The 21,247-nt window shown below is 61.4% G+C and carries 16 protein-coding genes; 2 read left to right on the top strand and 14 right to left on the bottom strand.

Annotated features, from left to right (window positions below):
• Positions 1–1,426: 1,426 nt before the first annotated feature.
• The 6 genes from H8699_RS09505 to H8699_RS09530 form a co-directional block, all read right to left on the bottom strand.
• Positions 1,427–2,203 (bottom strand): SDR family oxidoreductase, encoded by a 777-nt coding sequence (locus H8699_RS09505; RefSeq protein ID WP_249285488.1) that lies wholly within the window; start codon positions 2,201–2,203, stop codon positions 1,427–1,429.
• A 511-nt stretch (positions 2,204–2,714) separates the two neighbouring features.
• The gene (locus H8699_RS09510) at positions 2,715–3,038 is read right to left on the bottom strand and encodes a putative heavy metal-binding protein (protein WP_249285489.1); all 324 of its coding nucleotides are present in this window, start codon (positions 3,036–3,038) and stop codon (positions 2,715–2,717) included.
• 15 nt (positions 3,039–3,053) lie between these two features.
• On the bottom strand, positions 3,054–3,590 hold the full coding sequence (locus H8699_RS09515) for an FUSC family protein (RefSeq protein ID WP_249285490.1): 537 nt from the start codon (positions 3,588–3,590) through the stop codon (positions 3,054–3,056).
• A gap of 85 nt (positions 3,591–3,675) precedes the next feature.
• A complete protein-coding gene (gltA, locus tag H8699_RS09520) occupies positions 3,676–5,079 on the bottom strand; it encodes an NADPH-dependent glutamate synthase (RefSeq protein ID WP_249285491.1) in 1,404 nt (467 codons plus the stop codon).
• On the bottom strand, positions 5,079–5,924 hold the full coding sequence (locus tag H8699_RS09525; protein WP_249285492.1) for a sulfide/dihydroorotate dehydrogenase-like FAD/NAD-binding protein: 846 nt from the start codon (positions 5,922–5,924) through the stop codon (positions 5,079–5,081). The genes gltA and H8699_RS09525 overlap by 1 nt, the downstream gene beginning before the upstream one ends.
• Before the next feature lie 492 nt (positions 5,925–6,416).
• Positions 6,417–7,598: an iron-containing alcohol dehydrogenase gene (locus tag H8699_RS09530; protein WP_249285493.1), complete on the bottom strand. Its 1,182-nt coding sequence runs from the start codon at positions 7,596–7,598 to the stop codon at positions 6,417–6,419.
• A gap of 278 nt (positions 7,599–7,876) precedes the next feature.
• On the opposite strand from H8699_RS09530, the gene H8699_RS09535 reads away from it, so the two are divergent.
• Entirely contained in the window at positions 7,877–8,062 is a 186-nt protein-coding gene (locus H8699_RS09535; protein ID WP_249285494.1) for a hypothetical protein, read from the top strand.
• Between the two features lie 206 nt (positions 8,063–8,268).
• Here H8699_RS09535 and H8699_RS12470 read toward each other — a convergent pair whose 3' ends face one another.
• Positions 8,269–9,096, bottom strand: a complete 828-nt coding sequence (locus H8699_RS12470; protein WP_283244206.1) for a FlgD immunoglobulin-like domain containing protein — start codon at positions 9,094–9,096, stop codon at positions 8,269–8,271.
• Positions 9,097–9,435: 339 nt separating this feature from the next.
• Between H8699_RS12470 and H8699_RS09550 the strand changes: the two genes are divergently transcribed.
• Positions 9,436–11,280 carry a polysaccharide deacetylase family protein gene (locus H8699_RS09550; RefSeq protein ID WP_249285495.1) on the top strand — a complete coding sequence of 615 codons (1,845 nt, stop codon included), beginning with the start codon at positions 9,436–9,438 and terminating at the stop codon, positions 11,278–11,280.
• Positions 11,281–11,803: 523 nt separating this feature from the next.
• Here H8699_RS09550 and H8699_RS09555 read toward each other — a convergent pair.
• The 7 genes from H8699_RS09555 to H8699_RS09585 form a co-directional block, all read right to left on the bottom strand.
• Positions 11,804–13,006, bottom strand: coding sequence for a Gfo/Idh/MocA family protein (locus H8699_RS09555; RefSeq protein ID WP_249285496.1), 1,203 nt, complete (start codon positions 13,004–13,006; stop codon positions 11,804–11,806).
• A gap of 152 nt (positions 13,007–13,158) precedes the next feature.
• Positions 13,159–14,490, bottom strand: coding sequence for an MFS transporter (locus H8699_RS09560; RefSeq protein WP_249285497.1), 1,332 nt, complete (start codon positions 14,488–14,490; stop codon positions 13,159–13,161).
• A gap of 446 nt (positions 14,491–14,936) precedes the next feature.
• Positions 14,937–16,328: an L-fucose/L-arabinose isomerase family protein gene (locus H8699_RS09565; RefSeq protein ID WP_249285498.1), complete on the bottom strand. Its 1,392-nt coding sequence runs from the start codon at positions 16,326–16,328 to the stop codon at positions 14,937–14,939.
• Positions 16,329–17,096: 768 nt separating this feature from the next.
• Positions 17,097–17,957: an aldo/keto reductase gene (locus H8699_RS09570; RefSeq protein WP_249285499.1), complete on the bottom strand. Its 861-nt coding sequence runs from the start codon at positions 17,955–17,957 to the stop codon at positions 17,097–17,099.
• Between the two features lie 318 nt (positions 17,958–18,275).
• Positions 18,276–19,244 (bottom strand): aldose 1-epimerase, encoded by a 969-nt coding sequence (locus H8699_RS09575; RefSeq protein ID WP_249285500.1) that lies wholly within the window; start codon positions 19,242–19,244, stop codon positions 18,276–18,278.
• 326 nt (positions 19,245–19,570) lie between these two features.
• Positions 19,571–20,122, bottom strand: coding sequence for an SLOG family protein (locus H8699_RS09580; RefSeq protein ID WP_249285501.1), 552 nt, complete (start codon positions 20,120–20,122; stop codon positions 19,571–19,573).
• Between the two features lie 169 nt (positions 20,123–20,291).
• The gene (locus H8699_RS09585) at positions 20,292–21,212 is read right to left on the bottom strand and encodes a LysR family transcriptional regulator (RefSeq protein WP_249285502.1); all 921 of its coding nucleotides are present in this window, start codon (positions 21,210–21,212) and stop codon (positions 20,292–20,294) included.
• Between the last annotated feature and the right edge of the window lie 35 nt (positions 21,213–21,247).

Genomic DNA, 21,247 nt, shown 5'->3' on the forward strand with positions numbered 1-21,247 from the left:
CGGAATGGGAAAATCGGGTTGGGGCAGAAGGCGGGCGGAGAAGCGGTTTGCAACCCCCACCGCCTTCGGGGTGGGGGTTGGAGTGGGACGACGGAGCGCAGGGCCGGGGGTGGATGGAGCGTAAGGCCTGACCGGGCCGGGGCGCAGGGCTTGACCGGAGCGGGCGCAGGGCTTGACCAAGACAGAGCGGTGCAACCACGGTCCAGAGGGTGTAAAGAGATTCCTCGCTTCCGCTCGGAATGACAAACATGAATAACAATGAAAGGCACGTACAAAAGCGGTTAAAGAGGCGAAAACCCTACTTGGAAGGGCAAAGCGTTAAAGCCGTTGGCGGGTGGGAACGCGTGGATGCACACAAAGGCAAGCGCGGTTAAAGGGGCGAAAGCCCTACTTGGAAGGGCAAAGCGTTGAAGCCGTTGGCGGGCGGGGGCGCATGGATGTGCACAATGTATGAGCGGTTAAAGGGGCGAAAGCCCTACTTGGAAGGGCAAAGCGTTAAAGCCGTTGGCGGGCGGGGGCGCATGCACGCGCACACTGTATGAGCGGTTAAAGGGCGTTAGCCCTGTCATTCAGAGTGCGGGCTTTGCCCGCGCGAAGAATCTCCCGCATTGGCGGTGGGCGGCGCTTAAAGCTGTACCGTAAAGCCTGACCGGGACGGAGCGGTGCAACCACGGCCCAGAGGGTGTAAAGAGATTCCTCGCTTCCGCTCGGAATGACAAACATGAATAACAATGAAAGGCACGTACAAAAGCGGTTAAAGAGGCGAAAACCCTACTTGGAAGGGCAAAGCGTTAAAGCCGTTGGCGGGCGCGGGCGCATGGACGCGCACAATGTATGAGCGGTTAAAGGGGCGTTAGCCCTACTTGGAAGGGCAAAGCGTTAAAGCCGTTGGCGGGCGGGGACGCATGCACGCGCACAATATATGAGCGGTTAAAGGGCGTTAGCCCTGTCATTCAGAGTGTGGGCTTTGCCCGCGCGAAGAATCTCCCACATTGGCGGTGGGCGGCGCTTAAAGCTGTACCGCCGGGCCTGACCGTGACGGAGCACAGGGCCAGGGCGGGGCGGAGTGTAAGGCCTGACCGGAGCGGGCACGGGGCTTGACCGGGGTGAGACGCAGGGCCGGGGCGCAGGGCCTGACCAAGACAGAGCGGTGCAACCACGGCCCAGAGGGCGTAAAGAGATTCCTCGCGTCGCTCGGAATGACAGCGCGGGTTAGGCACGGGTGCGGGCTGCGGCTTGGAGCCATGCGCCACCCACCACCTCCTCCGCCTAATAGCGGTCCCCCTCCCTCCGGTGAGGGAGGCGAGGGCTTTGGCAGAGTTTGGCGGTTAAAAGGGACGAAAACGCCTCGGGTGCGGAGCCGGGGGGTAAAGCAAAAGCGCGCGGAGAATCCTCCGCGCGCCCTGAAAACCGTAAAACTTTGCGCTTACACGCAGGTGAAAGCGCCGTCGATGACAAAGTCGCTGCCCGTGGTAAAGGCGCTGGAATCCCCCGCCAGATACACGGCGATGGCCTGCAGCTCCTCGGGGCTGCCCAGCCGGCCCAGCGGGCCCTGCTCGTTCCAGATCTTGATGAGGGGCTTTAAGTGCTCAGCATTGTTGATCAGATCCGTACCGATATACCCGGGGCTGATGCAGTTGACCCGCACACCCTTTTTGGCCCATTCCACCGCCATGGATTTGGTGAGCATGATCACCCCGGCCTTGGAGGCGTTATACGCGCACTGGGGCTGAGGGAAGTTGACGATATGCCCGCTCATAGAGGCGGTGTTGATGATCGAGCCTGCGCCCTGCTCCAGCATCACCTTGCCCGCAGCCTGGGCGGTGAGGAACACGCCGTTTAGGTTGATGTCGATCACCTTTTTCCACTGCTCGTAGGTCATCTCCTCCGCAGGGACGTTGATGCAGATGCCCGCGTTGCAAAAAGCCGCGTCGATCCGGCCGAACTGGCCGCGGATCTCGGCGATGGTGGCGTCCACCTGCTCTTTATCCGTCACATCGCACTTGAGGGCCAGGGTCTTGCAGCCGTTGGCCGCGGCGATCTCCTGGGCCGTCTTTTGGGCCTCGTCGATGTCCACATCCACGATGGCCACGTCCGCCCCCGCCTCAGCCAGCGCCGTGGCGATGGCCTTGCCTATGCCCCGGGCGCCGCCGGTGACAAAGGCCTTTTTGCCGTCTAACCGAAGTTTTTCAATGATGCCCATTTCGTTTCACTCCAATTCCCTTTTCGTTTTGTCGATAAGGTTTCTAAACCCCCTTGGCTTTCCGCAACCATTATAACACGGTTGAAGGGGGCGCGCAATCGTCCCGGCGGGACTGAAAGGCGCACAATCGCTCCCCGGGCTGTGAAAAAAGGTGAACAATGGCAAAGGCGCGGGCGGCGGGCCCCCTCCCTCCACTGAGGGAGGCAAGCGCTTTGGCGGTGCCGCGGGACTTGACCGGGGCCGGAGCGGTGTAACCACAGCCCAGAGGGCATAAAGAGATTCCTCGCCTGCGGCTCGGAATGACTGCGCGGGTTAGGCACGGGTGCAGGCTGCGGCTTGGGGCCATGCGCCGCTCACTCCCTCCACCGCCTAATAGCGGTCCCTCTCCCTGCGGCTGAGGGAGGCAAGCGCTTTGGCAATGCCGCGGGACTTGACCGGGGCGGAGCGGTGCAACCACAGCCCAGAGGCCATAAAGAGATTCCTCGCCTGCGGCTCGGAATGACTGCGCGGGTTAGGCCCCCAGCCGCACCGCGGTGCCGCTGGCGGTGACCATCAGCATGCTGCCGCCTTCGCCCAGCACCTCATAATCGATATCCACGCCCACCACCGCGTCCGCGCCCAGCGCCCGGGCGCGCTCTGCCATCTCCTGCAGGGCGGCCTCCCGCGCCTCGATCAATTCGCCCTCGTAACTGCCCGAGCGGCCGCCGAAAAAGTTGCGCAGGCCGGCCGCAAAATCCTTGATAAAGTCCACGCCGGAGACCACCTCTCCAAACACGATGCCGTAATAGTCAGTAATGCGCCGCCCTTCGACGCTGGGCGTAGTGGTGATGATCATTTTCTTTTCCTCCTACTATTTTGTGGGGCGCAAGGCGTCTCCCTTTCCACGTTTCAGGCGCTCTCCCCCGCGGCCGCCGGGCAGCAGAAAGTTGACCGCCAGCGCCACGGCGATGCCGATCAGGGTATCCACCACGCGGTTGAGGGCAAAAAGCCAGGGGACGCTGTCCGCGCCGTGGGAGATGGTCACGCTCAAAAACACCACGCAGGTGATATAAGTGGCCGGCCGCTTTTCCAGCAGCACCGTCAGATACATCAGCGGCAGCAGGGCCAGGGCGATCAGGGTATAGTGCCCCGCCCCCAGCGCCGGCACGCCCATCCCCTTTAAGGCGTAGAGCATGCCCATGCCCGCCGCGCCGCCCAACAGCGTGCCCACCGTGCGGTTCAGCCCCACCTTCAGGCTGCCCCGCACGTCCGGCTGGGTGCACAGCACCGCCGCGATGGCCGAGTAAAAGGGCATGCCGCCCGGGCGCAAAAGCCCCAGCATCAGGCACAGCCAAACGGCCAGCACGCTTTTGAGCATCCGCATCCCCACGCCGGGCCACCTGGTCATAGCCGTCACGCTCCCTTCTTTTTATACGGCTCCCCCTATGATAAAAGCCATGCAGTACCCCGCATGGCTTTTGCGTACGAAACGATTACTGATTCTTCCCTTTGATATAGGCGTCCATGGCCTTGGCGGCTTCCTTGCCCGCGCCCATGGACAGGATCACCGTAGCCGCGCCGGTCACCGCGTCGCCGCCGGCGTACACGCCGTCCCGGCTGGTCAGCCCGCCCTCGTCCTCGGTGATGATGCAGCCGCGCTTGTTGGTCTCAAGCCCCGGGGTGGTCTTGCGGATCAGCGGATTGGGGCTGGTGCCGATGGCCACGATCACCGCGTCCACCGGGATATCAAAGGCCGAGTCCTTTACCGGCACCGGCCGGCGCCGCCCGCTCTCGTCCGGCTCGCCCAGCTCCATCGCAATGCAGCGCAGGCCGCAGACAAAGCCGTTCTCATCCCCCAGCACCTCGATGGGGTCGGACAGGGTCTTAAAGGCGATGCCCTCCTCTAAGGCGTGCTCCACCTCTTCTTTACGGGCGGGCAGCTCGTTCATCGAGCGGCGGTAGACGATGGTAACCTCGTCCGCCCCCATGCGCCGGGCGCAGCGGGCCGCGTCCATGGCCACGTTGCCCCCGCCGACCACCGCCACCTTTTGGCTGCGCTGGATGGGGGTCTTGCTATCCTGCTGATAGGCCTTCATCAGGTTGACGCGGGTGAGGTACTCGTTGGCCGAGTACACCCCTTTCAAATTCTCCCCGGGGATGTTCATAAACCGGGGCAGCCCCGCGCCGGAGCCTACGAAGATGGCCTCGTTGCCCATGTCAAACAGGTCGTCAATGGTCAGCACCTTGCCGATGACCATGTTGGTCTCCACCTTAACGCCCAGCTTTTTCAGCCCTTCTATCTCCTGGGCCACGATGGCCTTGGGCAGACGGAACTCGGGGATGCCGTATACCAGCACGCCGCCGGCCTGGTGCAGCGCCTCGTACACCGTGACCTCGTAACCCATCTTGGCCAATTCGCCGGCGCAGGTCAGCCCCGCCGGGCCGCTGCCCACGATGGCCACCTTATGCCCGTTGGCCTTAGGCTTTTCGGTTTTTTGATCCTCCCTGGCGTTATGCCAGTCGGCCACAAAGCGCTCTAAGCGCCCGATGCCCACCGGCTCGCCCTTGATGCCGCGCACGCACTTGCCCTCGCACTGGTGCTCCTGCGGGCAGACCCGGCCGCACACCGCCGGCAGCGCCGTAGAGGCCGAGAGGATCTCCCAGGCGCCCTGCAGGTCCTCCTCGGCGATCCTGCCGATAAAGCCCGGGATGTCGATGGCCACCGGGCAGGCGCTCTGGCAGGGTTTGTTTTTGCAGTGCAGGCAGCGCCGCGCCTCGGCAACGGCCATCTCATAAGTGTAGCCCAGGGCTACCTCCTCAAAGTTATGGCTGCGCTTTTCCGCATCCTGCGTGGGCATGGGGGTCTTTTTAGGGTCCATATTCCGCTCAAACGCCATCAGCCTTCGACCTCCTTTTGCATCAGCTCGCACTCTTCCTCCCGCTCCCGGGCTTCAAACTGGCGGTACATGGCCCCGCGCTTCATGGCCTCGTCAAAGTCCACCAGGTGGCCGTCAAAGTCCGGCCCGTCCACACAGGCGAACTTGGTCTCTCCACCCACGGTCAGCCGGCAGCCCCCGCACATGCCCGTCCCGTCGATCATGATGGGGTTCATGGACACCACGGTCTTGATGCCGTACTTTTTAGTGAGCAGACAGACGAACTTCATCATGATCAGCGGGCCGATGGCGAATACCTCGTCATACTGGTTGCCCTCTTTGATCAGCTGCTCCAGGGCATCTGTCACCAGGCCCTTTTCGCCATAGCTGCCATCGTCGGTGACGATCTTATACACGTCGCTGATGTCCCGGAAATCCTGCTCGAGGATCACCAGCTCCTTATTGCGGAAGCCCGTGATGGCGTGCACCTGCGCGCCCATCTTGTGCAGCTTTTTGGCTACGGGATAGGCGATGGCGCAGCCCACGCCCCCGCCCACCACGGCCACTTTTTTAAGCCCGTCCAGGTGGCTGGGGGTGCCCAAGGGGCCCACAAAGTCGTTGATGCTATCCCCTACGTTTAAGGTGTTCAGCTCCATCGTGCCCCGGCCCACGATCTGGAAGATGATGGTGACGGTGCCTTTTTCCCGGTCATAATCCGCAATGGTCAGCGGGATGCGCTCGCTGTCGGGCAGCGCGCGAAAGATAATGAATTGCCCGGGCTGTGCCTTGCGGGCGATTAACGGCGCTTTGACCACCATCTTGGTGACCGTGGCGTTCAAAGGCTCTTTTTTGACGATCTCAAACATGCTCTTCCCTTCCCTTTCCTAAAGGTACGCTCCTCCATGGCCGCCGCAGATAGCGGCCACGCACCAGGCAAAACCTGGGGACTCTACTATTCTCATGTATTTTTTGTCCATTGTCAATTAAAAAATCCTGGCAAAAGGTTATCTGCGCTGCGTGCACCGGCCCGCAAGGGGGCTAGCGCCCATTTAACCGCTCATAGCCTTTCATATTCACCCGGCGTTTGCGCCCGCCAGTAACTCAAAGGGTATAGCGTGGGAGAGGCGGGGCTTTCGCCCTTTTTGCCGCTCTTGCCCTTGTATATTCCTGTGCGGCAGCTCCCGCCAGAGGCTTTATCCCCATTCCAACCGGCCCTGCGCTTTGAATGAGGGGTTACCCTACCGCTTTGCCCCAAAACTGGAAAGCGGAGGGGCGTTCATCCGCCTCCCCCGCTTTCCGGTGTATCGCGTGTATATTTGTAGGACCAGAGCCGTGTTCGCGTGTGTTGAGGCTACGGTTTAGAAATCCACTTCCGTGCCGTAGTAGCAGCACTCCAGCAGCTTCTCCATCTCCTTGGGCGTAATGGCGCGCGGGTTGGAGCCGGTGCAGGCATCCCCCACCGCCAATTCCGCGATGGAAGCGACCTTGCGCTTGAACTCGTCCTCGTTGATGCCAAACGCTTTGAGGGTCTTGGGGATGTTCAGCGCCACGTTGTAGGCGTCGATCTTCTTGCAAAGGGCATTGACCAGCTCGCAATCGTCCTTGCCCTCCAGACCCACAGCCCGGGCGATATCGGCATAGCGCTTTTTGGCGGTCTCATCCTTGGCGTTATATTGAATCACGAAGGGCAGATACATGGCGTTGGCGCACCCGTGGGGGATGTGCCCGGTCTCAAAGGCCGCGCCGGTCTTATGCGCCATGGAGTGTACGATGCCAAGCAGGGCGTTGCTAAACGCCATACCGGCCAGACACTGGGCGTAGTGCATCTGCTCGCGCGCTTTCATGTCGCCTGCAAAAGAGGCGGGCAGGAACTCGAATACCATCTGGATCGCCTTGATCGCCAGCGGATCGGTGAAGGGGGAGTTAAGCGTGGAAACGTACGCTTCGATGGCGTGGGTCAGGGCGTCCATGCCGGTGTGGGCCGTGAGCTTGGGGGGCATCGTCTCGGCCAGATCCGGGTCGACAATGGCCACATCCGGGGTGATATTAAAGTCTGCCAGCGGGTATTTGATCCCTTTGGCGTAATCCGTAATGACGGAGAAGGCCGTCACTTCGGTCGCCGTACCGGAGGTAGACGGGATGGCTAAGAATTTGGCTTTGGTGCGCAGTTTGGGGAAGCTAAACGGGGTGATCAGGTCCTCAAACTTGGCGTCGGGATACTCGTAGAACACCCACATGGCCTTGGCCGCGTCGATGGGGCTGCCCCCGCCCATGGAGATGATCCAGTCCGGCTCAAACTCGCGCATGGCCTGGGCGCCCTTCATCACCGTCTCCACCGACGGATCGGGCTCTACGTTTTCAAACAGCTGGACCTCGATGCCAGCCTCTTTCAGATAATTCACCGCTTTGTCTACGAAGCCGAAGCGCTTCATCGAGCCGCCGCCCAGAACAATGATGGCCTTTTTGCCATCCAGGTTCTTGAGCTCTTCCATGGTGCCTTTACCGTAATAGATGTCGCGGGGAAGTGTAAAACGTGCCATAATGATCCTCCTTCGTGTCGTCCTTTCGACCGTTGATCGTTAAAATCTGTCGGGCCCGGCCCGTAAGGTGGGGCGCCTTGCTCCTTTTATGATGTTCTGGCGCGCCGCGCTTTATACCGGTCCCGGCGGTTATTGTGGGGGCCGGCGGCCTTTTTCCCTTGGCCGGAGGCTCCCTTTTTCTTACAGTGCCAGTATAGCACGCGCGGGCAAAACCGGGTAATGTTTAATGGGAATGGGGGGTATATCCCGGGGGCATAGCTCATTTACAGGGTGTATGCTTGCGGTTGCAGCAGGGCTTTGCCGGGGGCGGGCAGGGCAACGGTGCTAACTGGGCGCGGGGCTGGACGGTGCGGGGGCCAGGCTTTACCGGGGCAGACGGGGTTAACCTGAGCGCATGTCTGGTCGGCGTGGTGCAGGCCTGGCCAGGCGGTTATAAAGAGATTCCGCGCCGCCGCTCGGAATGACGGGAAAGCTATTTTTATGGAATAATCTTACCAGAAGCGGCAGGAAACATCAGCGCGCTTCACGGCCATTCGCTTCAGCGCGGCATAACGGCCTTCCCTCACCCCTCTCCCCCGTTCGCGGCCTGATCTTCCCCGTGCATGCAAAAGGGCCGGAGAGCATTTGCTCTCCGGCCCTGATTCCTATCTGTGCGCGGGGCGCCTTCCCCCTACTCGTGATCCCCGTCATCCGGGGTAGGGGCCGCCGGGCTATTCGTAGGGGTTTGCGTAGGTTTAGCAGTCGGTTCAGCCGTGGGTTTGGCGGTAGGCTCAGCCGTAGGTTTAACCGTTGGCTTAGCAGTCGGCTCAGCCGTAGGCTTAGCGGTAGGCTCAGCCGTAGGTTTCGCGGTAGGTTTCTCCGTAGGTTTGGCCGTAGGCTTCACCGTGGCCTTGGCGGTGGGCTTTGCCGTAGCCTGCGGCGTGGGGGTGGCGCGGGAATAGGCCACCGTAAAGTCCTTGGTCTCGGTGCCGGTGATGTCCCCATCGATACCGGCGTCCACCAGTACCTGATACTTGCCCTCGGCCAGGGTCTTGCCGTTTTCGTCCTTACCATCCCAGGTGATGCGGTTCACGCCCGCCTTGACGTCCAGCCACTCCTCATTCAAGCGGCGCACGGTGGTGCCGTCCGGCTTCTGGATGGAAACGTGCACCTGGCAATCCTGATCCACCAAATACTTAATGGTCATCGCGCCCTCGCTGGGCACGTACAGGGTATCGGCCAGCTCGATGGCGGTGACCGCCGGGCCCGCCTTGGGCGGGATGATCTCCTCAGCCGACTCGGTGGACGAGGCGATCGGGATCGTGGTCAGCGCCGGGCTCTGGTTGACGATCAAAAAATCCGCCATGAAATAGATGCCCACGGCCAGCGCCACCGAAAATACGCTTAAAATAGCGATGGTGCGCTTCTCTTTGCGCACGCGCTTGGCAATGGCGGCGGCATTGGGCTTTTTATGGGGCCCGCCCTGGGGGGCCGGCCTTCTCTGCGGTTGTTGCTCCATAAATCGTTCCTCCAAATACTTCATCACGCCCGGAAAAAACGGGCAGGATCCTTCTCCCTCGCGCCCCGCCCCTGCGGGGAGCGCTAAGCGACCTGGGCGGCACAGGGCCTGTCCCACGTCCTGGCCTATTATATCATGGCCTTTTGCTAAAAAAAAGCCCGCTCGCTCTAATTTCGGCGCAAATATCAATTTTTACACTTTAGAGAGGAATCTATGAAGGAAAAGACATATTTTTGAAATGGCTTTCCCAGCCGGTATTGTGTATAATGAAAATAGCATAAATTTGTGGTATTTTAGCACAATATGCGGATAATTCTCATAACAGAGGGAGGGCGAGTGATGCCGCAAAAGAAAAACACGGCCCGCGCGCGGGCCCGCAGGCGCTACCGCTTTAAGCCCCGGCCCACCTTTATGCTGGCCCTGGCCGTTCTGGTGCTGATCGGCGGGTTCTTCGGGGTCAAGGCCCTGGTGGATAACGGCAAGGTGAGCGGAGCCAGCGCCCGCTTTATTCAATTATTAAACGAGGGGCAGGTAGACGCTGCCCGGGAGTATCTGGACACCGAGGTGGCAGGCATGGGCGCGCTGCACGAGCGCACGGTGCAGCAGATCACCCAGCACTTAAACGCCAAGGTGGAGGCTTTTAGCGCCCTGGCGCGCAAGGACATCGACAAAGAGGACGCGGCGCTGAGCGATGTGCCGGCGGACCTAGCCGCGCTGGACCGCTTCCCGGACCTGGTGAGCGCCAAGGTGCACTCCGAGCTGCAGGGTGCCGTGCAGCAGTATATCAGCGAGCAGCTGCCCTATGAGCAGATGGCCCGCTTTATCCAAAACTACCGGCTGCTGCCCTTTGCAGGCGAGCTGTGCGACGAATACAGCGCCCAGGCCGCGGCCTATTACGAATCCCGCGACCATTATGAAAAGGGCATGGCGGCCAGCGACAGCGGGGACTACGCCACCGCCGTGGAGGAACTGGCCTTGGTGATCCCCGAGGATGCGGCCTATTACGGCAAGGCCCAGGAGGTGCAGGCGGTCAACCTTGAAAAGCTGCTGCCCAGCGCCATGGCCGAGAGCGAAAAGCTGTACCAGGCCGGGGATTACGAGGGGGCTTACGCGCTGGTAGAGCGGGCGGCGGCCTTTTTCCCCAACGATACGGCGCTGCAAAACCGGGTGAACGACTATAAAAACGCGCTGGAGCAGTACGAGGAATCCCTGGTGAGCTATTCAGGCCCGGTGGAGCACGTGTTCACCCACTGCCTGATCGCCTACCCCGAGATCTGCTACTCCAGCCCCGAGATGATGAAATCCCTGGATACCGACTGTTTGACGCCCAAGGAGTTCACCAAGATCATCCAGTCCTTATACGACAAGGGCTATATTTTGATCGACATCAACGCCCTGGTGGGCAAGAGTGAAGAGCAGGACGGCAAGATCTACGTGAGCGACCTGAAGCTGCCCAAGGGCAAAAAGCCGCTGGTGCTCTCGGTGGACGACGTGGTGTACGACGCGCGCAAGGCCGGCACCGGCATGGTGGACAAGCTGATCCTGGACAGCGAGGGCAACATCGCCACCTACACCAAGCACGCCGACGGCACCGAGGAGGTGCGCTACGACAACGAGGTCTTCCCCATTATCGACGCGTTCGTCAAAGAGCACCCGGATTTCTCCTTTAAAGGCGCCAAGGGCACGCTGTTTTTGACGGGCTTCCAGGGCATACTGGGTTACCGCACCCAGCACGACAGCCCGCTGGACCGGGAGGCGGAGATCGAGGCGGTAAAGCCGGTGATCGCGCGGCTGAAGGAGACCGGGTGGAACTTTGGCTCCCACTCCTATGGGCACGGGCATATGGAGCAGAAGTACGACCTTGAAAAGATGAAGGACGACACCCAGAAGTGGCACGACGAGGTGGAATCCCTGGTGGGCGAGACGCAGGTATTCGCCTATCCCTATGGGGAAAAGGTGACCTACGGCTCGGAGAAGTGGCAGGTCTTGTACGACGACGGGTTCCGCATCTTCTGCGGCGTGGGCCCCAAGCCCTACCTGAAGCTGGAGAAGAACGGCGACGCCCTGTTCCAGGACCGCCGGCCCTTTGACGGGTATTCCCTACGCAACTCCCGCGAGCGCAACCTGGACCTGTTTGACGCCAATGAAGTGATCGACTCGGTGCGTCCGGCCACCGCGCCCTAAGGGCGTGCCAAAAGGATAAAGCCAATCCCCCGGCATTTTGCCGGGGGATTTTATTGTGTGCGGGGAGCGCGGGCCTGGGGGCCATCCGTTGACAGGCGTGAATAGGACGGTGTGGGCGCGGACGCGCGGCAGACGGTGGATCGGGCGGGTAAAGGCCTGCCCTACCATTTGGCACACGGGAATGAGGTGACAAGGGCGCGACGCTTGACCGAGGAGGTGTGGGTTAGACACCTTACCCCGGCGGCGGAGTATGAGCGCGGCTAAGAGGGGGCAAAGAGATTCCTCGCTGCCGCTCGGGATGACAGCGGGTTTGGGAACAGGGGGCTTCCTCTCCCTCCGGCAGGCTTCGCCTGCCACCTCCCTCGGCAGAGGGAGGCAAGGGACGATAATAGCCTTTACCGGGCGCTAAAGTCAGGCCTCCCTATCCGCTTTGAGCGGTTAAAATGGCGATAGCTCCAAAAAAGAGGACGTGGAATTTTCCACGTCCTCTTCTGGTTCGTTTCAGTAAAAGGTTTGGCCCGGATTAGAAAGCCAGAGCGGCCTCCATATCGTCGCCGGTGATGAAGCCGCAGGGCAGTGCCGCGGGCTGGGCCGGTTTGGTGGTCAGCTCGCACACCACGTTCTCGCGGCAGCTCTTCTCAATGGAGGTGACGATCTCCACAGCGTGCAGGGCCTGCTCGGCGCTCTGACGCGGGGTGCGTCCATCGCGCAGGGCCCAAGCCATATCCGCCACGCCGATGCCGCGGCGGGAGTTGTAGCAGGGCTCCGGCTTGCCGCTGGTGGTGGGCAGAGACGGATCGGTATCCCCATAGCCGTGGGTGAAGGGCATCTTGAAGGTGCCTTCGTTGCCGGACAGGGTGATGTACACATCGTTGCCGTAGCCGCCGAACATGTTCGGGTCGGGCACGGAGATCCAGCCCTTGGTGCCGTAGATCTCGATGCGCGGAATCTCTTTCTCATAGCTCTCGCCCATGACCACCAGGTTGCCCCAGCAGCCGTTGTGGAACTCCAGGCAGCCCATGATAGACGTGGGCCCCGGATAGACCTTGATGGGCTCGCGGAAGTTGGGATGCATAGGATTGGTATATACCCGATCCGCACGGCTGCCGGCATAACCGGACACGCGCTTGACGGGCCCAAGCAGGTTGAGCAGAGCGTTGATGTAATAGCCGCCCATGTCGTAAGGCATGGTGGTGCCGGCGCCGCCGAAGTTGGCGCGATCCGGCTCGGCAGCCAGGCTGGCCGGGCGGTTGGGCCGCAGCACGAAGGCCTGGGCCATGATGGGATCGCCGATCCAACCGTCGTCGATCAGCTTGCGGGCGGTCTGGTGGGCAGCGCCCATGTAGGTATCCGGCGCCGCGCCGATGAGCAGGCCCTTGCTCTTGGCATATTCGATGTTGGCCTTGGCATCCTCAAAGGAGCAGCCCATCATCTTTTCGGAATAGACGTTCTTGCCCGCATCCAGGATCATCTTGGTCACTTCCGTATGGAAGGTGATCTGCGTGGTGTTGACCACGATCTCGATCTCAGGATCGTTCAAGATCTCTTCATTGGTCATCTGCCGGATGCCGAACAGCTCGCTGCGGGCCTTGCTCCGCTCCGGGATCAGGTCCGAACAGCCCACCATATCGATGATGGAGAAGGTGTTCGTCAGGTTGGTCAGGTACGTATAGCTGATCGCGCCCGAACCGATGAGGCCGACTTTGACTGGTTTCACTTTTGCCATTCCTGTTACCCCCTGTTAATTTGGTTCAAAATAAAATGGATTCTCCAGGCGGCGGTGCAAGCCCTCCAAGTGGCAGCGCACGCATTCGCCCTTTATACTTTACCATTTCTTCAGCGATTTTACAATGTATTATTCAACAAAAGTTGCAAACGTTAGGGCATGGTGGGGTGCAGCCGGCCGGCCTTTTTCAGGTGCCGGTAGCGCCAGATGAAAAGCAGCGCCGCGCTGCCCCGGGCCAGCAGGGCGATCAGGGCGAAAAGCGTCATCGCGTGCTGGTCCGCGCCCAGCGCCTGGTATAGCTGCACGCCCAGGTAAGGCATTACCGCATTGGAGAGGGTGACCACCATGGTGTGCAGGCTGATGATCAGCGCACGGTTGCGCTGCGGGGTCACATCCAGCAGCATCTGCACCGCGCAAAGCTGGATACAGCCCTGGGGCACGCTGCCCAGGATGCCCATGGCCATAAAGGGGATCAATTGGCTGCCCTGGGGCAGGTTGACCCCTACCAGCATGGCCAGCGAGCAAAACGTATGCCCCAGCACGGCGAAGATAAAGGAAAAGTGCACGGTCTTGCGCTCGTTCAAGCGGGCGAAAAGGCCCACCGTGAGCAGCTGGCCCACGCACACCAGCCCGTTATAGTAGGAGAGCTGGGCCTCGGTCATATGGATGTACTGGGTCTGGCCGATGTACCACATGCTCCAGTCCAGGTGCCAGGCCAGGTAAAAGAACATGATGCAAAGGAAAAACGAGCGGAAGGCCCGCGTGGTGGCCATCTGCCCTAAGGCCTGGCCGATCTCCCTTGGCGAAAAGCGCTTGATGGCCGCCATCTCGGCATCCGTACGCTTGGGGCAGGGGATGCGCGAGAGGATCAGCGCCTGGGTCAGCACCAGGGCACCGGCGATGTAGTAAAACACGCGCAGCACCACCAGCTTGCCCTCGCTGTCCACCGCCGTGCCCATGCACAGCCCGCAGATCACCGGGGCCACCGTGCCCACCAGGAACATAAAGCGGTTGCGGAAGGAATAGACGCCATTGCGCTTGCGCTCCTCCACCGCATCCCCGAAAAAGGCCTGCCACTGGGCGTTGTACACCGCCAGCACGCCGGCTGTAAGCCCCAGGAACACGAAGAAAAAGGCGATGCGGTTGCTGCCGAACTCCGGCACCGTGGCGTACACAAAGTACATGGCGCCCATAAAAAGCAACATGGCCACCGGCAGCGTCTTACTGGAGCGCTGGCGGTTGGCCACGATGCCGATGGGCAACAGCAACACCACCGCCACCAGGTTAAGCACCAGCTGCACCATGCCGATCTGGCTGTCGCTGGCGCCCATGTTGGTGGCGTACAGGTTGTTGCCGAACCCGTTTATAGAGGTGACGTATTGCAGCATCAGCCCTTCCAGGCCGAAAAGCAGGGTCACCCGCATGTCTTTATTGCCCCAGGTCAGCTGGAGCCGCTCCCGCAGCATACGGAAATAGCGCAGCATGTTTCACCAGGCTCCTTTACACAGTCCAGATTGCCGGCCCCGCCGGCCAGGAGGGGGTAAAGCGGCGCCAACGCCGCAAAGGCCAAACTTGATGCTGATTTCCGCCCGTACCGCGGGCATTAGGGGACACATACGGCACACAACCCTGGAAGGCGAGGTGGTCGAAGTCCCGCCTCCAGGGCGCCTGCCGTTCTTAAAAGGGGCTGATACGATCAAGGGCTTTTGCCCGCCCTGCCGCGCTGCAAGCCCTCTTCTCCAAGGCGGGGTGCAACCGTCTTTTGGGGAAGCCGGCGTGTTCGCGCTTTAAGCAGGTTATTGCCCTTTATCGTCATCAAAGCCGGGGGATATGATCTCCCCCTCTATCCGCTAAAGGCATGGAGCCGCAGGCCGGCTGATCCATCCGCCTGCAAGCCGCCGCTGCCTTTTGCGCTAAGCTACTAGCCCTATTATAGGCTATAGGGGCCCTTATCGTCTACGGTATCAAAATTTACGCCCAGGTAACGGGCCACCTCGCGGAAGATGGGCAGGTACTTGCCGTACACGCCCGCCACGTGGTGGATGTAGGGCCCGAACATCAGCTTCTCTTCCCAGCGCTTCCAGTTGTCCACTTCCAGCCAGACATAGGTGCCGGTGGTCTCCGGGCCGGTGGTGGTCTTGCCCTCGCCGCAGAACATGAAGTACTCGCCGTCGATCTCGTCCATGCGCATCAGGGTCATATCCCCCTGCTTCATCTCCCAGGCGGACACGCCGTCGATCAGGCGGGGCTTGCGCTCCTTGGTGGCCAGCGAATAGGCGAACGGGCCGCCGTGCCAGATCAGCTCGGCATTGTCGTTATCCGGGTGGCGGTAGGTCCAGTCGGCCAGGAACTCGGCCTCTTGTCCCAGGGTGGCGGCGGTGCACATCAGCTGGCCGATGGCGCCCCACACGTCCGTCTCACAGGAGGTGGGATAGCCGTGGTCGGTCAACTCGCCCTGCATGGCGCAGATGGACTTGAGCCCCAGCACGTTGCGCAGGCCCGGGCAATCCAGCGCCGCGCAGCGGGCGCCGTGCTCATCCATCAGCTGCTCGACGGCCATCTCAAAGGCCAGCAGCTTCCACACCACTTCATCCTCGGTGCGGGAGCAATCGATACGGGCGGTGTACTCGGCATAGTAATCGGTCAGGGCCTTGCCTTTTTCGGCGAGGATCTGCTCGGTACGCTCTTTGACCAGGGCGATGGCGATGGGCTTTACGGTGATGCCAAAGTCCCGAATGAGGTTGAGCTGGTTGTGGATCACGCTGAAGAACTGCGGCGGCCGGTCGCCGATCTCGGCCACGGTGAGGTTGCGCAGGCTCTTTAAGACGCTGGCTACGCGGATGAACTTCTCAAAGCCCTCTACGAACACCGGGCTGTCCTTTTCGCAGTTGAAGATGTAGCTGAAGGTCACCCCATAGTTGCGCAGCACCTTGGTGGCCGCAAACAGGCCGCACTGGGTCTCTTTCTCCCGGTGCTCCCAGGTGGAGACCTTATCCCGGCTGCCCCAGACCAGCACCGGCAGCTTGAACTGCTTGGCCACGCCCACCACCACTTCTTCACAGCCGAAGTCGCAGAAGGGGAAGAAGAGCGCGTCTACGTTATTGGCCTTGAACTTGGCCACGACTTTGTCGATATCCTCCGGGAAAGCGCCCATGCCGTTGTTCTCGGCCAGGATGTCGTCGCAATCCACCAGCTTGACGAATTCCGGCATCTGCGCGCGGAAGATGGGCATCAGCGCGTCTTTTTCCTTGGTGGCGGTCTCCAGCGAGAAGGTGGGCCGCTTCGTGGGCATCACGCCCAGGGTGATGACTTCTTTGTACATGTGGGTTTCCTCCTAAATAAAATGTCTTCTGGTCCTGAAAGATATTTCTCCGGTCTAAAACTTTTCAGGCGTTAGGTTAAGCGGCAAGGGTGCGCGCAATGGCAAAGCGCGTTGGGTGCGGGCGCTTTGCCCCGGCGGCCGGGCATAGGCGTGGCCAAGAGGGGGTAGCGGATTCTCCGCTGCAGCTTCGGAACGACAAAGTTTGGCAGCCGGGCCTCCCTCTCCCTCCGTCAGGCTCCACCTGCCACCTCCCTTTAGCAGAGGGAGGCAAGGGTGCGCGCAATAGTAAAGCGCGTTGGGTGCGGGCGCTTTGCCCCGGCGGCCGGGCATAGGCGCGGCCAAGAGGGGGTAGCGGATTCCCAGCTGCCGCTTCGGAACGACAAAGTTTGGCAGCTGGGCCTCCCTCTCCCTCCGTCAGGCTTCGCCTGCCACCTCCCTTTAGCAGAGGGAGGCAAGGGTACGCGCAATAGTAAAGCGCGTTGGGTGCGGGCACTTTGCCCCGGCGGCGGAGCGTAGGCGTGGCCGAGAGGGGGTAGCTGATTCCCCGCTGCCGCTTCGCAATGACGGCGGACAGCCTAGCCTATTAGCCGGACGCGCCCGTTATGCCTTGGACGGACGATAAAGCCTCTGCTTTCTTCCCCGCCTTGGGCGGTTAAAAGGGATGTTATCCCCAAATGCTGTTAACAGCGATACCGCTTCGCCTTGATCGGGCAATAAAGCCTCCGCTTTCCTCCCCCGCCTTGGGCGGTTAAAAGGGATGCCATCCCCCTAGTCCAGCACGCGGTAGATAAAGCCCTCCGGATGATCCGGGTCGCGGCCGGTGCGCTTCCAGGCGTTGAGCGCGTCGATCTTAGCGCAATCCTCGGCGGCTAGCTCGAAGTCGAACACGTCGGCGTTTTGCACGATGCGCTCCTGTTTGGAAGAGCGCGGGAACACGATGATGCCCTTTTGCAGGATCCACCGCAGCACCACCTGCGGGCCGCTCTTGCCGTATTTCTGGGCGATGGCCGCAATGGTGGGGTCACTGGCGGCCATGCCGCCGCCTAAGGGGCTCCAGGCCTCCACGGCGATATTGTGCTCCTTGCAGAAGTTGATGGTCTCATAATCCTGTATGCCGGGGTTGAACTCGATCTGATCCACCGCAGGCATGACTGTGGCATCCGCCATAATTTCCTTTAAATGGCTGACGCGGAAGTTGGAAAGGCCGATGGCCTTGGTCAGCCCCTGTTTGTAGTAATCCTCCATAATGGCCCAGGACTCTTTATACCGCCCCGGCACCGGCCAGTGCTGGATGTAAAGGTCGATATAATCCAGCCCCAGGTTCTCCAGGCTCTTTTCAAAGCCGTGGCGCTGGCGGCCGTCCCGTTGGTGGATGTTGGCCAGCTTGGTGGTGATGAAGATCTCCTCCCGGGGCACGCCGCTCTCGCGGATGGCCTCGCCCACGACGCCCTCGTTCTGGTAAGCCGCGGCGGTATCAAAATGGCGGTAGCCCGCCTCCAGCGCCCACAAAATGGCGCGCTTGGCCTCCTCGCCACTGCCCAGCTGCCAAACGCCGAAGCCGAACTGGGGGATGCTGTTGCCGCTGGAAAGTGGGATACGGGTGGAAATGCTGAGTTTTTCTTGGGACATGGATTCGCACCTCTCCTTTTTAGTCAAAACATAGGGTGACCCCTTCTTCAAAAGCGAAGGACGACGGATGTGTGCTGGCCCTACGGGCCCCTTGGGAACCTGCTAAATTTACTTGGTTTATAATCATACTTTAATATATTGCCGGGCGTTTGTCAATTTGCTATGGGGAATATATTCCCCAAGTTCGGGCGCTTATGCCGCTCTAGCTTTTGCTACCGTTTTTTATCGCCCTTACCCGCCCCAAATGGGGGCTCGCCACCGGGGCAAAAAGGCGGCGCCCCCGGGATGAACCGGAAGCGCCGCCTGGCGTTTTAAGCCTTATTTCAGGTAGCCGGCCTGCAGGGTGATCCACCCCTCGTGGCGGCCGCCCGCGGGCAGCACGATGACGTTGCCCATATCCTTTTTGCCCTGGGCCAGCATGTTGAAGCCGTCCGTGGCGTTGGTCTGGTTCTCCAGGCAGAAGCCGCCCGCGCGCATGGGCGGGGTGAAGATGACCATGTACTTCATATCGTCAGAAGCGCGCAGCTCCAGCTTGCGCCCGCTCTTGCGGTACTCGATGGTGGAGACCTTGGAGGAGTCGAACCCGCCGAACAGGTTGTCAAAGTTCATCTCCGCCAGGCATTTGCCCTCGGACAGATCCCAGCTGGTGCCCTGGGTATCCAGCATCTTGCGGGTGGGGTAGCAGTTATCCGTTTCCATCATCAGGCGGTTGGGCACGGTCACAAAAGTATCGGTCACCGGGTCCAGCTTGTTGAAGAAGGTGTGCACGCCAAAGCCAAAGGGCGCTTCCTTGCTGTCCTTATTCTCCACGGCCCAATCCAGGCGCAGGCCGTCTTTGGAGATGGAATAGGTCATATACAGCTTCAGGTAGAACGGGAAGATGGTGTACAGCACCCCGCCCGGCGCAAACTCGATGGAGATGGTGGCGCTGGCCTTGTCCTCGCAGGCGCAAACGTCCTCCACGGTAAAGGCCTCGTCGTTGACGATGCCGTGCAGCACCTTGGGCACGCCGTTTTTGACCACCTGATACTTTTTATCCTTGAACTGGAAGGTGGCGTCCACGATGCGGTTGGCATAGGGGAACATCACCGGGAAGCCGTAGCCCGTGCCCGCCCCGTCAAAGTTGGCCGGGGTCTCCAGCATCTCCAGATCGTCCACCACATAGGAAAACAGGTTGCCGCCCTTGGCCGGCGCGAGTTTGGCCACCTGGCCCTCGCCCTCCAGCACGATCTGCTCGATCTCCAGCCCCGGGATCATTTCGGTTTTAGCCGTGTATTTGGCGCACATGTATAAAGCCCTCCTTCAATCTTCGTCCTTTAATTCAACTGGGTTTACAAACACCATTTCTATTTTAACCCACCCGTCCCCGAATTGCAACGGGGCTATACGCCCTTTTGGTCGTTTCAGGGAGTGAGATTGTAATAAGGGACGGGGCACGGCAGTAAGGGTTGGGCTTTATCCGGCGTTGCTGTGGGACTGCCGCCCTTGTGGCCGCTCTTACCGCTGCGCACTTCAGGCCATCCCGCCCGCCGCTGGGGGCAAAGCGCCACCCGCGCTCCAGACAGGGATGGGAGCCAGGCCTTCCCTCTTTCTTCCTTATATAACACAAGGGATCATCCCCCGCCCAGCAGCGAGGGGTAGAGGGCCGGCGCGGCGGGGTCGATCACTGTGGCGGCCAGCCCGGCCCGGCGGGCCAGCTCCAGCGTCTGGCGGGTGCCGCCGGGGCTACGGCCATCGTACAGGGCGATGATGTGCCCGGCATGCTCCACCAGATAGCGGTTGCGCGCCTGCATGCAGCCCGGCGCGTACCGGGGGGCCAGCACCACCTTTCTGTCCGCCTGCGCCAGCACCTGCTCGTGCCGCGCCCGGTTCGTCCTGCTCCAGCGGGCCGCCTGATCCGCACAGGGCAGCACGGCGCACAGCCGCACCCCCAGCCGCTCGCCCGCGCCCAGATCCCGGTACTTGAGCACGATCTGCGCCGCCCAAAGGTCCATCCCCCGGGCCATGCCGGTATAAAACCAGGTGCAGCCATCCTCGATCCGGGCGATGATGGCCGCCTCCACCGCCGCCATGGCCCGGCGAAAGGCCGGGCTGCCCTCGTCGCTCCCCCAGGGCAGTTTCTCGGGCCGGTGGCCGGTAAAGCAGCAGCACTTCTCCCTATCCATCGCGCGCTCCCCTTTCTTGCATGATCGCTATACGCCCTCCATCCTATTGCAAACCCCGCCTGTTTGTCAACGTGTGCCCGCGGCAGGTATGTAAAGATAGGGCAAAACCCCCGGGGCAGCCCAGGGGCTTTGCAAACGGCAAATGGGTCCGCTCAAAACCAGGCGTCCATCAGCCCGGCTCCTGCAGCGGCAAGGCCTCCTTCAAGGCCGCGCGGCCCGGCCCGCGCACATAGTCCAGCAGCCTTTTTCCCGCCCGGGAGAGGGTCCGCTCCCCGGGGTAGACCAGGCTGATGGTGGTGGCCACCTCCGGAACGATGGGCAGCACCGCCACCCCTTCCCCCGCCATTTCCATGGAGGGCGTGCGCATCAAAAGCGCCACCCCCATGCCCCCCTGCACCATGCGGGCCATGTTCTCCCCCCGGTGCCCGGTGTAGGCGATGCGGGGCGCAAAGCCCGCCCGGCGGCAGGCCTCAAGGCTGAGCGCGTGCACCAGCGTGCCCTGGGGCAGCAGCAAAAACGCCTCGTCGCGCAGCTGCTCTAGCCGCAGGGCCTTTTCCCCGGCCAGCGGATGCCCCGGGGGCAGCAGCGCGCACAGGCTGTCCCGGTAAAGTGGGATGCGTTTAAGCCCGGCGGCCTTGGCCTCCCCCTCCCGCAAAAAGGCCAGGTCCAGCTGGCCGGAGAGCAGGCGTTGGCTTAGGATATTGGAATCCTCCTCCACCAGGTTGAGCTTGACCCCGGGGTTTTCCCGGCCAAAGGCCATCAGCATATCGGTAACGGGGTAGCGGGCCACGGCGGGCACCAGCCCCACTGCCAGCGTGCCGCCCAGCGCGCTGCGGTAGCGCCCCAGGGCCTGGCGGTAGCCGGCCTGCAGCGCGGCGATCTCCCGGGCATAGGGCAAAAAGATGCGGCCGAACTCGCTCAGGGCCACGTGGCGGGTGGTGCGCTCAAACAGCGGCTCCCCTAGCTCCTGCTCCATGGCGCGGATATGCCGCGAGAGGGAGGATTGGGCGATATACAGCCGCTCGGCCGCCTCCAAAAAGTTGCCGGTATCCGCCAGCACTACAAATTCCTCGATGAACTCGGTCTTCATGCGCGCCTCCTTATTTCGTTTCCGCCAGCCTTCAG

The organism is Luoshenia tenuis, assembly GCF_014384745.1.
GTDB lineage: Bacteria > Bacillota > Clostridia > Christensenellales.

Bases quoted from the DNA above. Each gene is read 5' to 3' on its own strand.
- H8699_RS09505 (WP_249285488.1), bottom strand. From the start codon at position 2,203: ATGGGCATCATTGAAAAACTTCGGTTAGACGGCAAAAAGGCCTTTGTC.
- H8699_RS09510 (WP_249285489.1), bottom strand. From the start codon at position 3,038: ATGATCATCACCACTACGCCCAGCGTCGAAGGGCGGCGCATTACTGAC.
- H8699_RS09515 (WP_249285490.1), bottom strand. From the start codon at position 3,590: ATGACCAGGTGGCCCGGCGTGGGGATGCGGATGCTCAAAAGCGTGCTG.
- gltA (WP_249285491.1), bottom strand. From the start codon at position 5,079: ATGGCGTTTGAGCGGAATATGGACCCTAAAAAGACCCCCATGCCCACG.
- H8699_RS09525 (WP_249285492.1), bottom strand. From the start codon at position 5,924: ATGTTTGAGATCGTCAAAAAAGAGCCTTTGAACGCCACGGTCACCAAG.
- H8699_RS09530 (WP_249285493.1), bottom strand. From the start codon at position 7,598: ATGGCACGTTTTACACTTCCCCGCGACATCTATTACGGTAAAGGCACC.
- H8699_RS12470 (WP_283244206.1), bottom strand. From the start codon at position 9,096: ATGGAGCAACAACCGCAGAGAAGGCCGGCCCCCCAGGGCGGGCCCCAT.
- H8699_RS09550 (WP_249285495.1), top strand. From the start codon at position 9,436: ATGCCGCAAAAGAAAAACACGGCCCGCGCGCGGGCCCGCAGGCGCTAC.
- H8699_RS09555 (WP_249285496.1), bottom strand. From the start codon at position 13,006: ATGGCAAAAGTGAAACCAGTCAAAGTCGGCCTCATCGGTTCGGGCGCG.
- H8699_RS09560 (WP_249285497.1), bottom strand. From the start codon at position 14,490: ATGCTGCGCTATTTCCGTATGCTGCGGGAGCGGCTCCAGCTGACCTGG.
- H8699_RS09565 (WP_249285498.1), bottom strand. From the start codon at position 16,328: ATGTACAAAGAAGTCATCACCCTGGGCGTGATGCCCACGAAGCGGCCC.
- H8699_RS09570 (WP_249285499.1), bottom strand. From the start codon at position 17,957: ATGTCCCAAGAAAAACTCAGCATTTCCACCCGTATCCCACTTTCCAGC.
- H8699_RS09575 (WP_249285500.1), bottom strand. From the start codon at position 19,244: ATGTGCGCCAAATACACGGCTAAAACCGAAATGATCCCGGGGCTGGAG.
- H8699_RS09580 (WP_249285501.1), bottom strand. From the start codon at position 20,122: ATGGATAGGGAGAAGTGCTGCTGCTTTACCGGCCACCGGCCCGAGAAA.
- H8699_RS09585 (WP_249285502.1), bottom strand. From the start codon at position 21,212: ATGAAGACCGAGTTCATCGAGGAATTTGTAGTGCTGGCGGATACCGGC.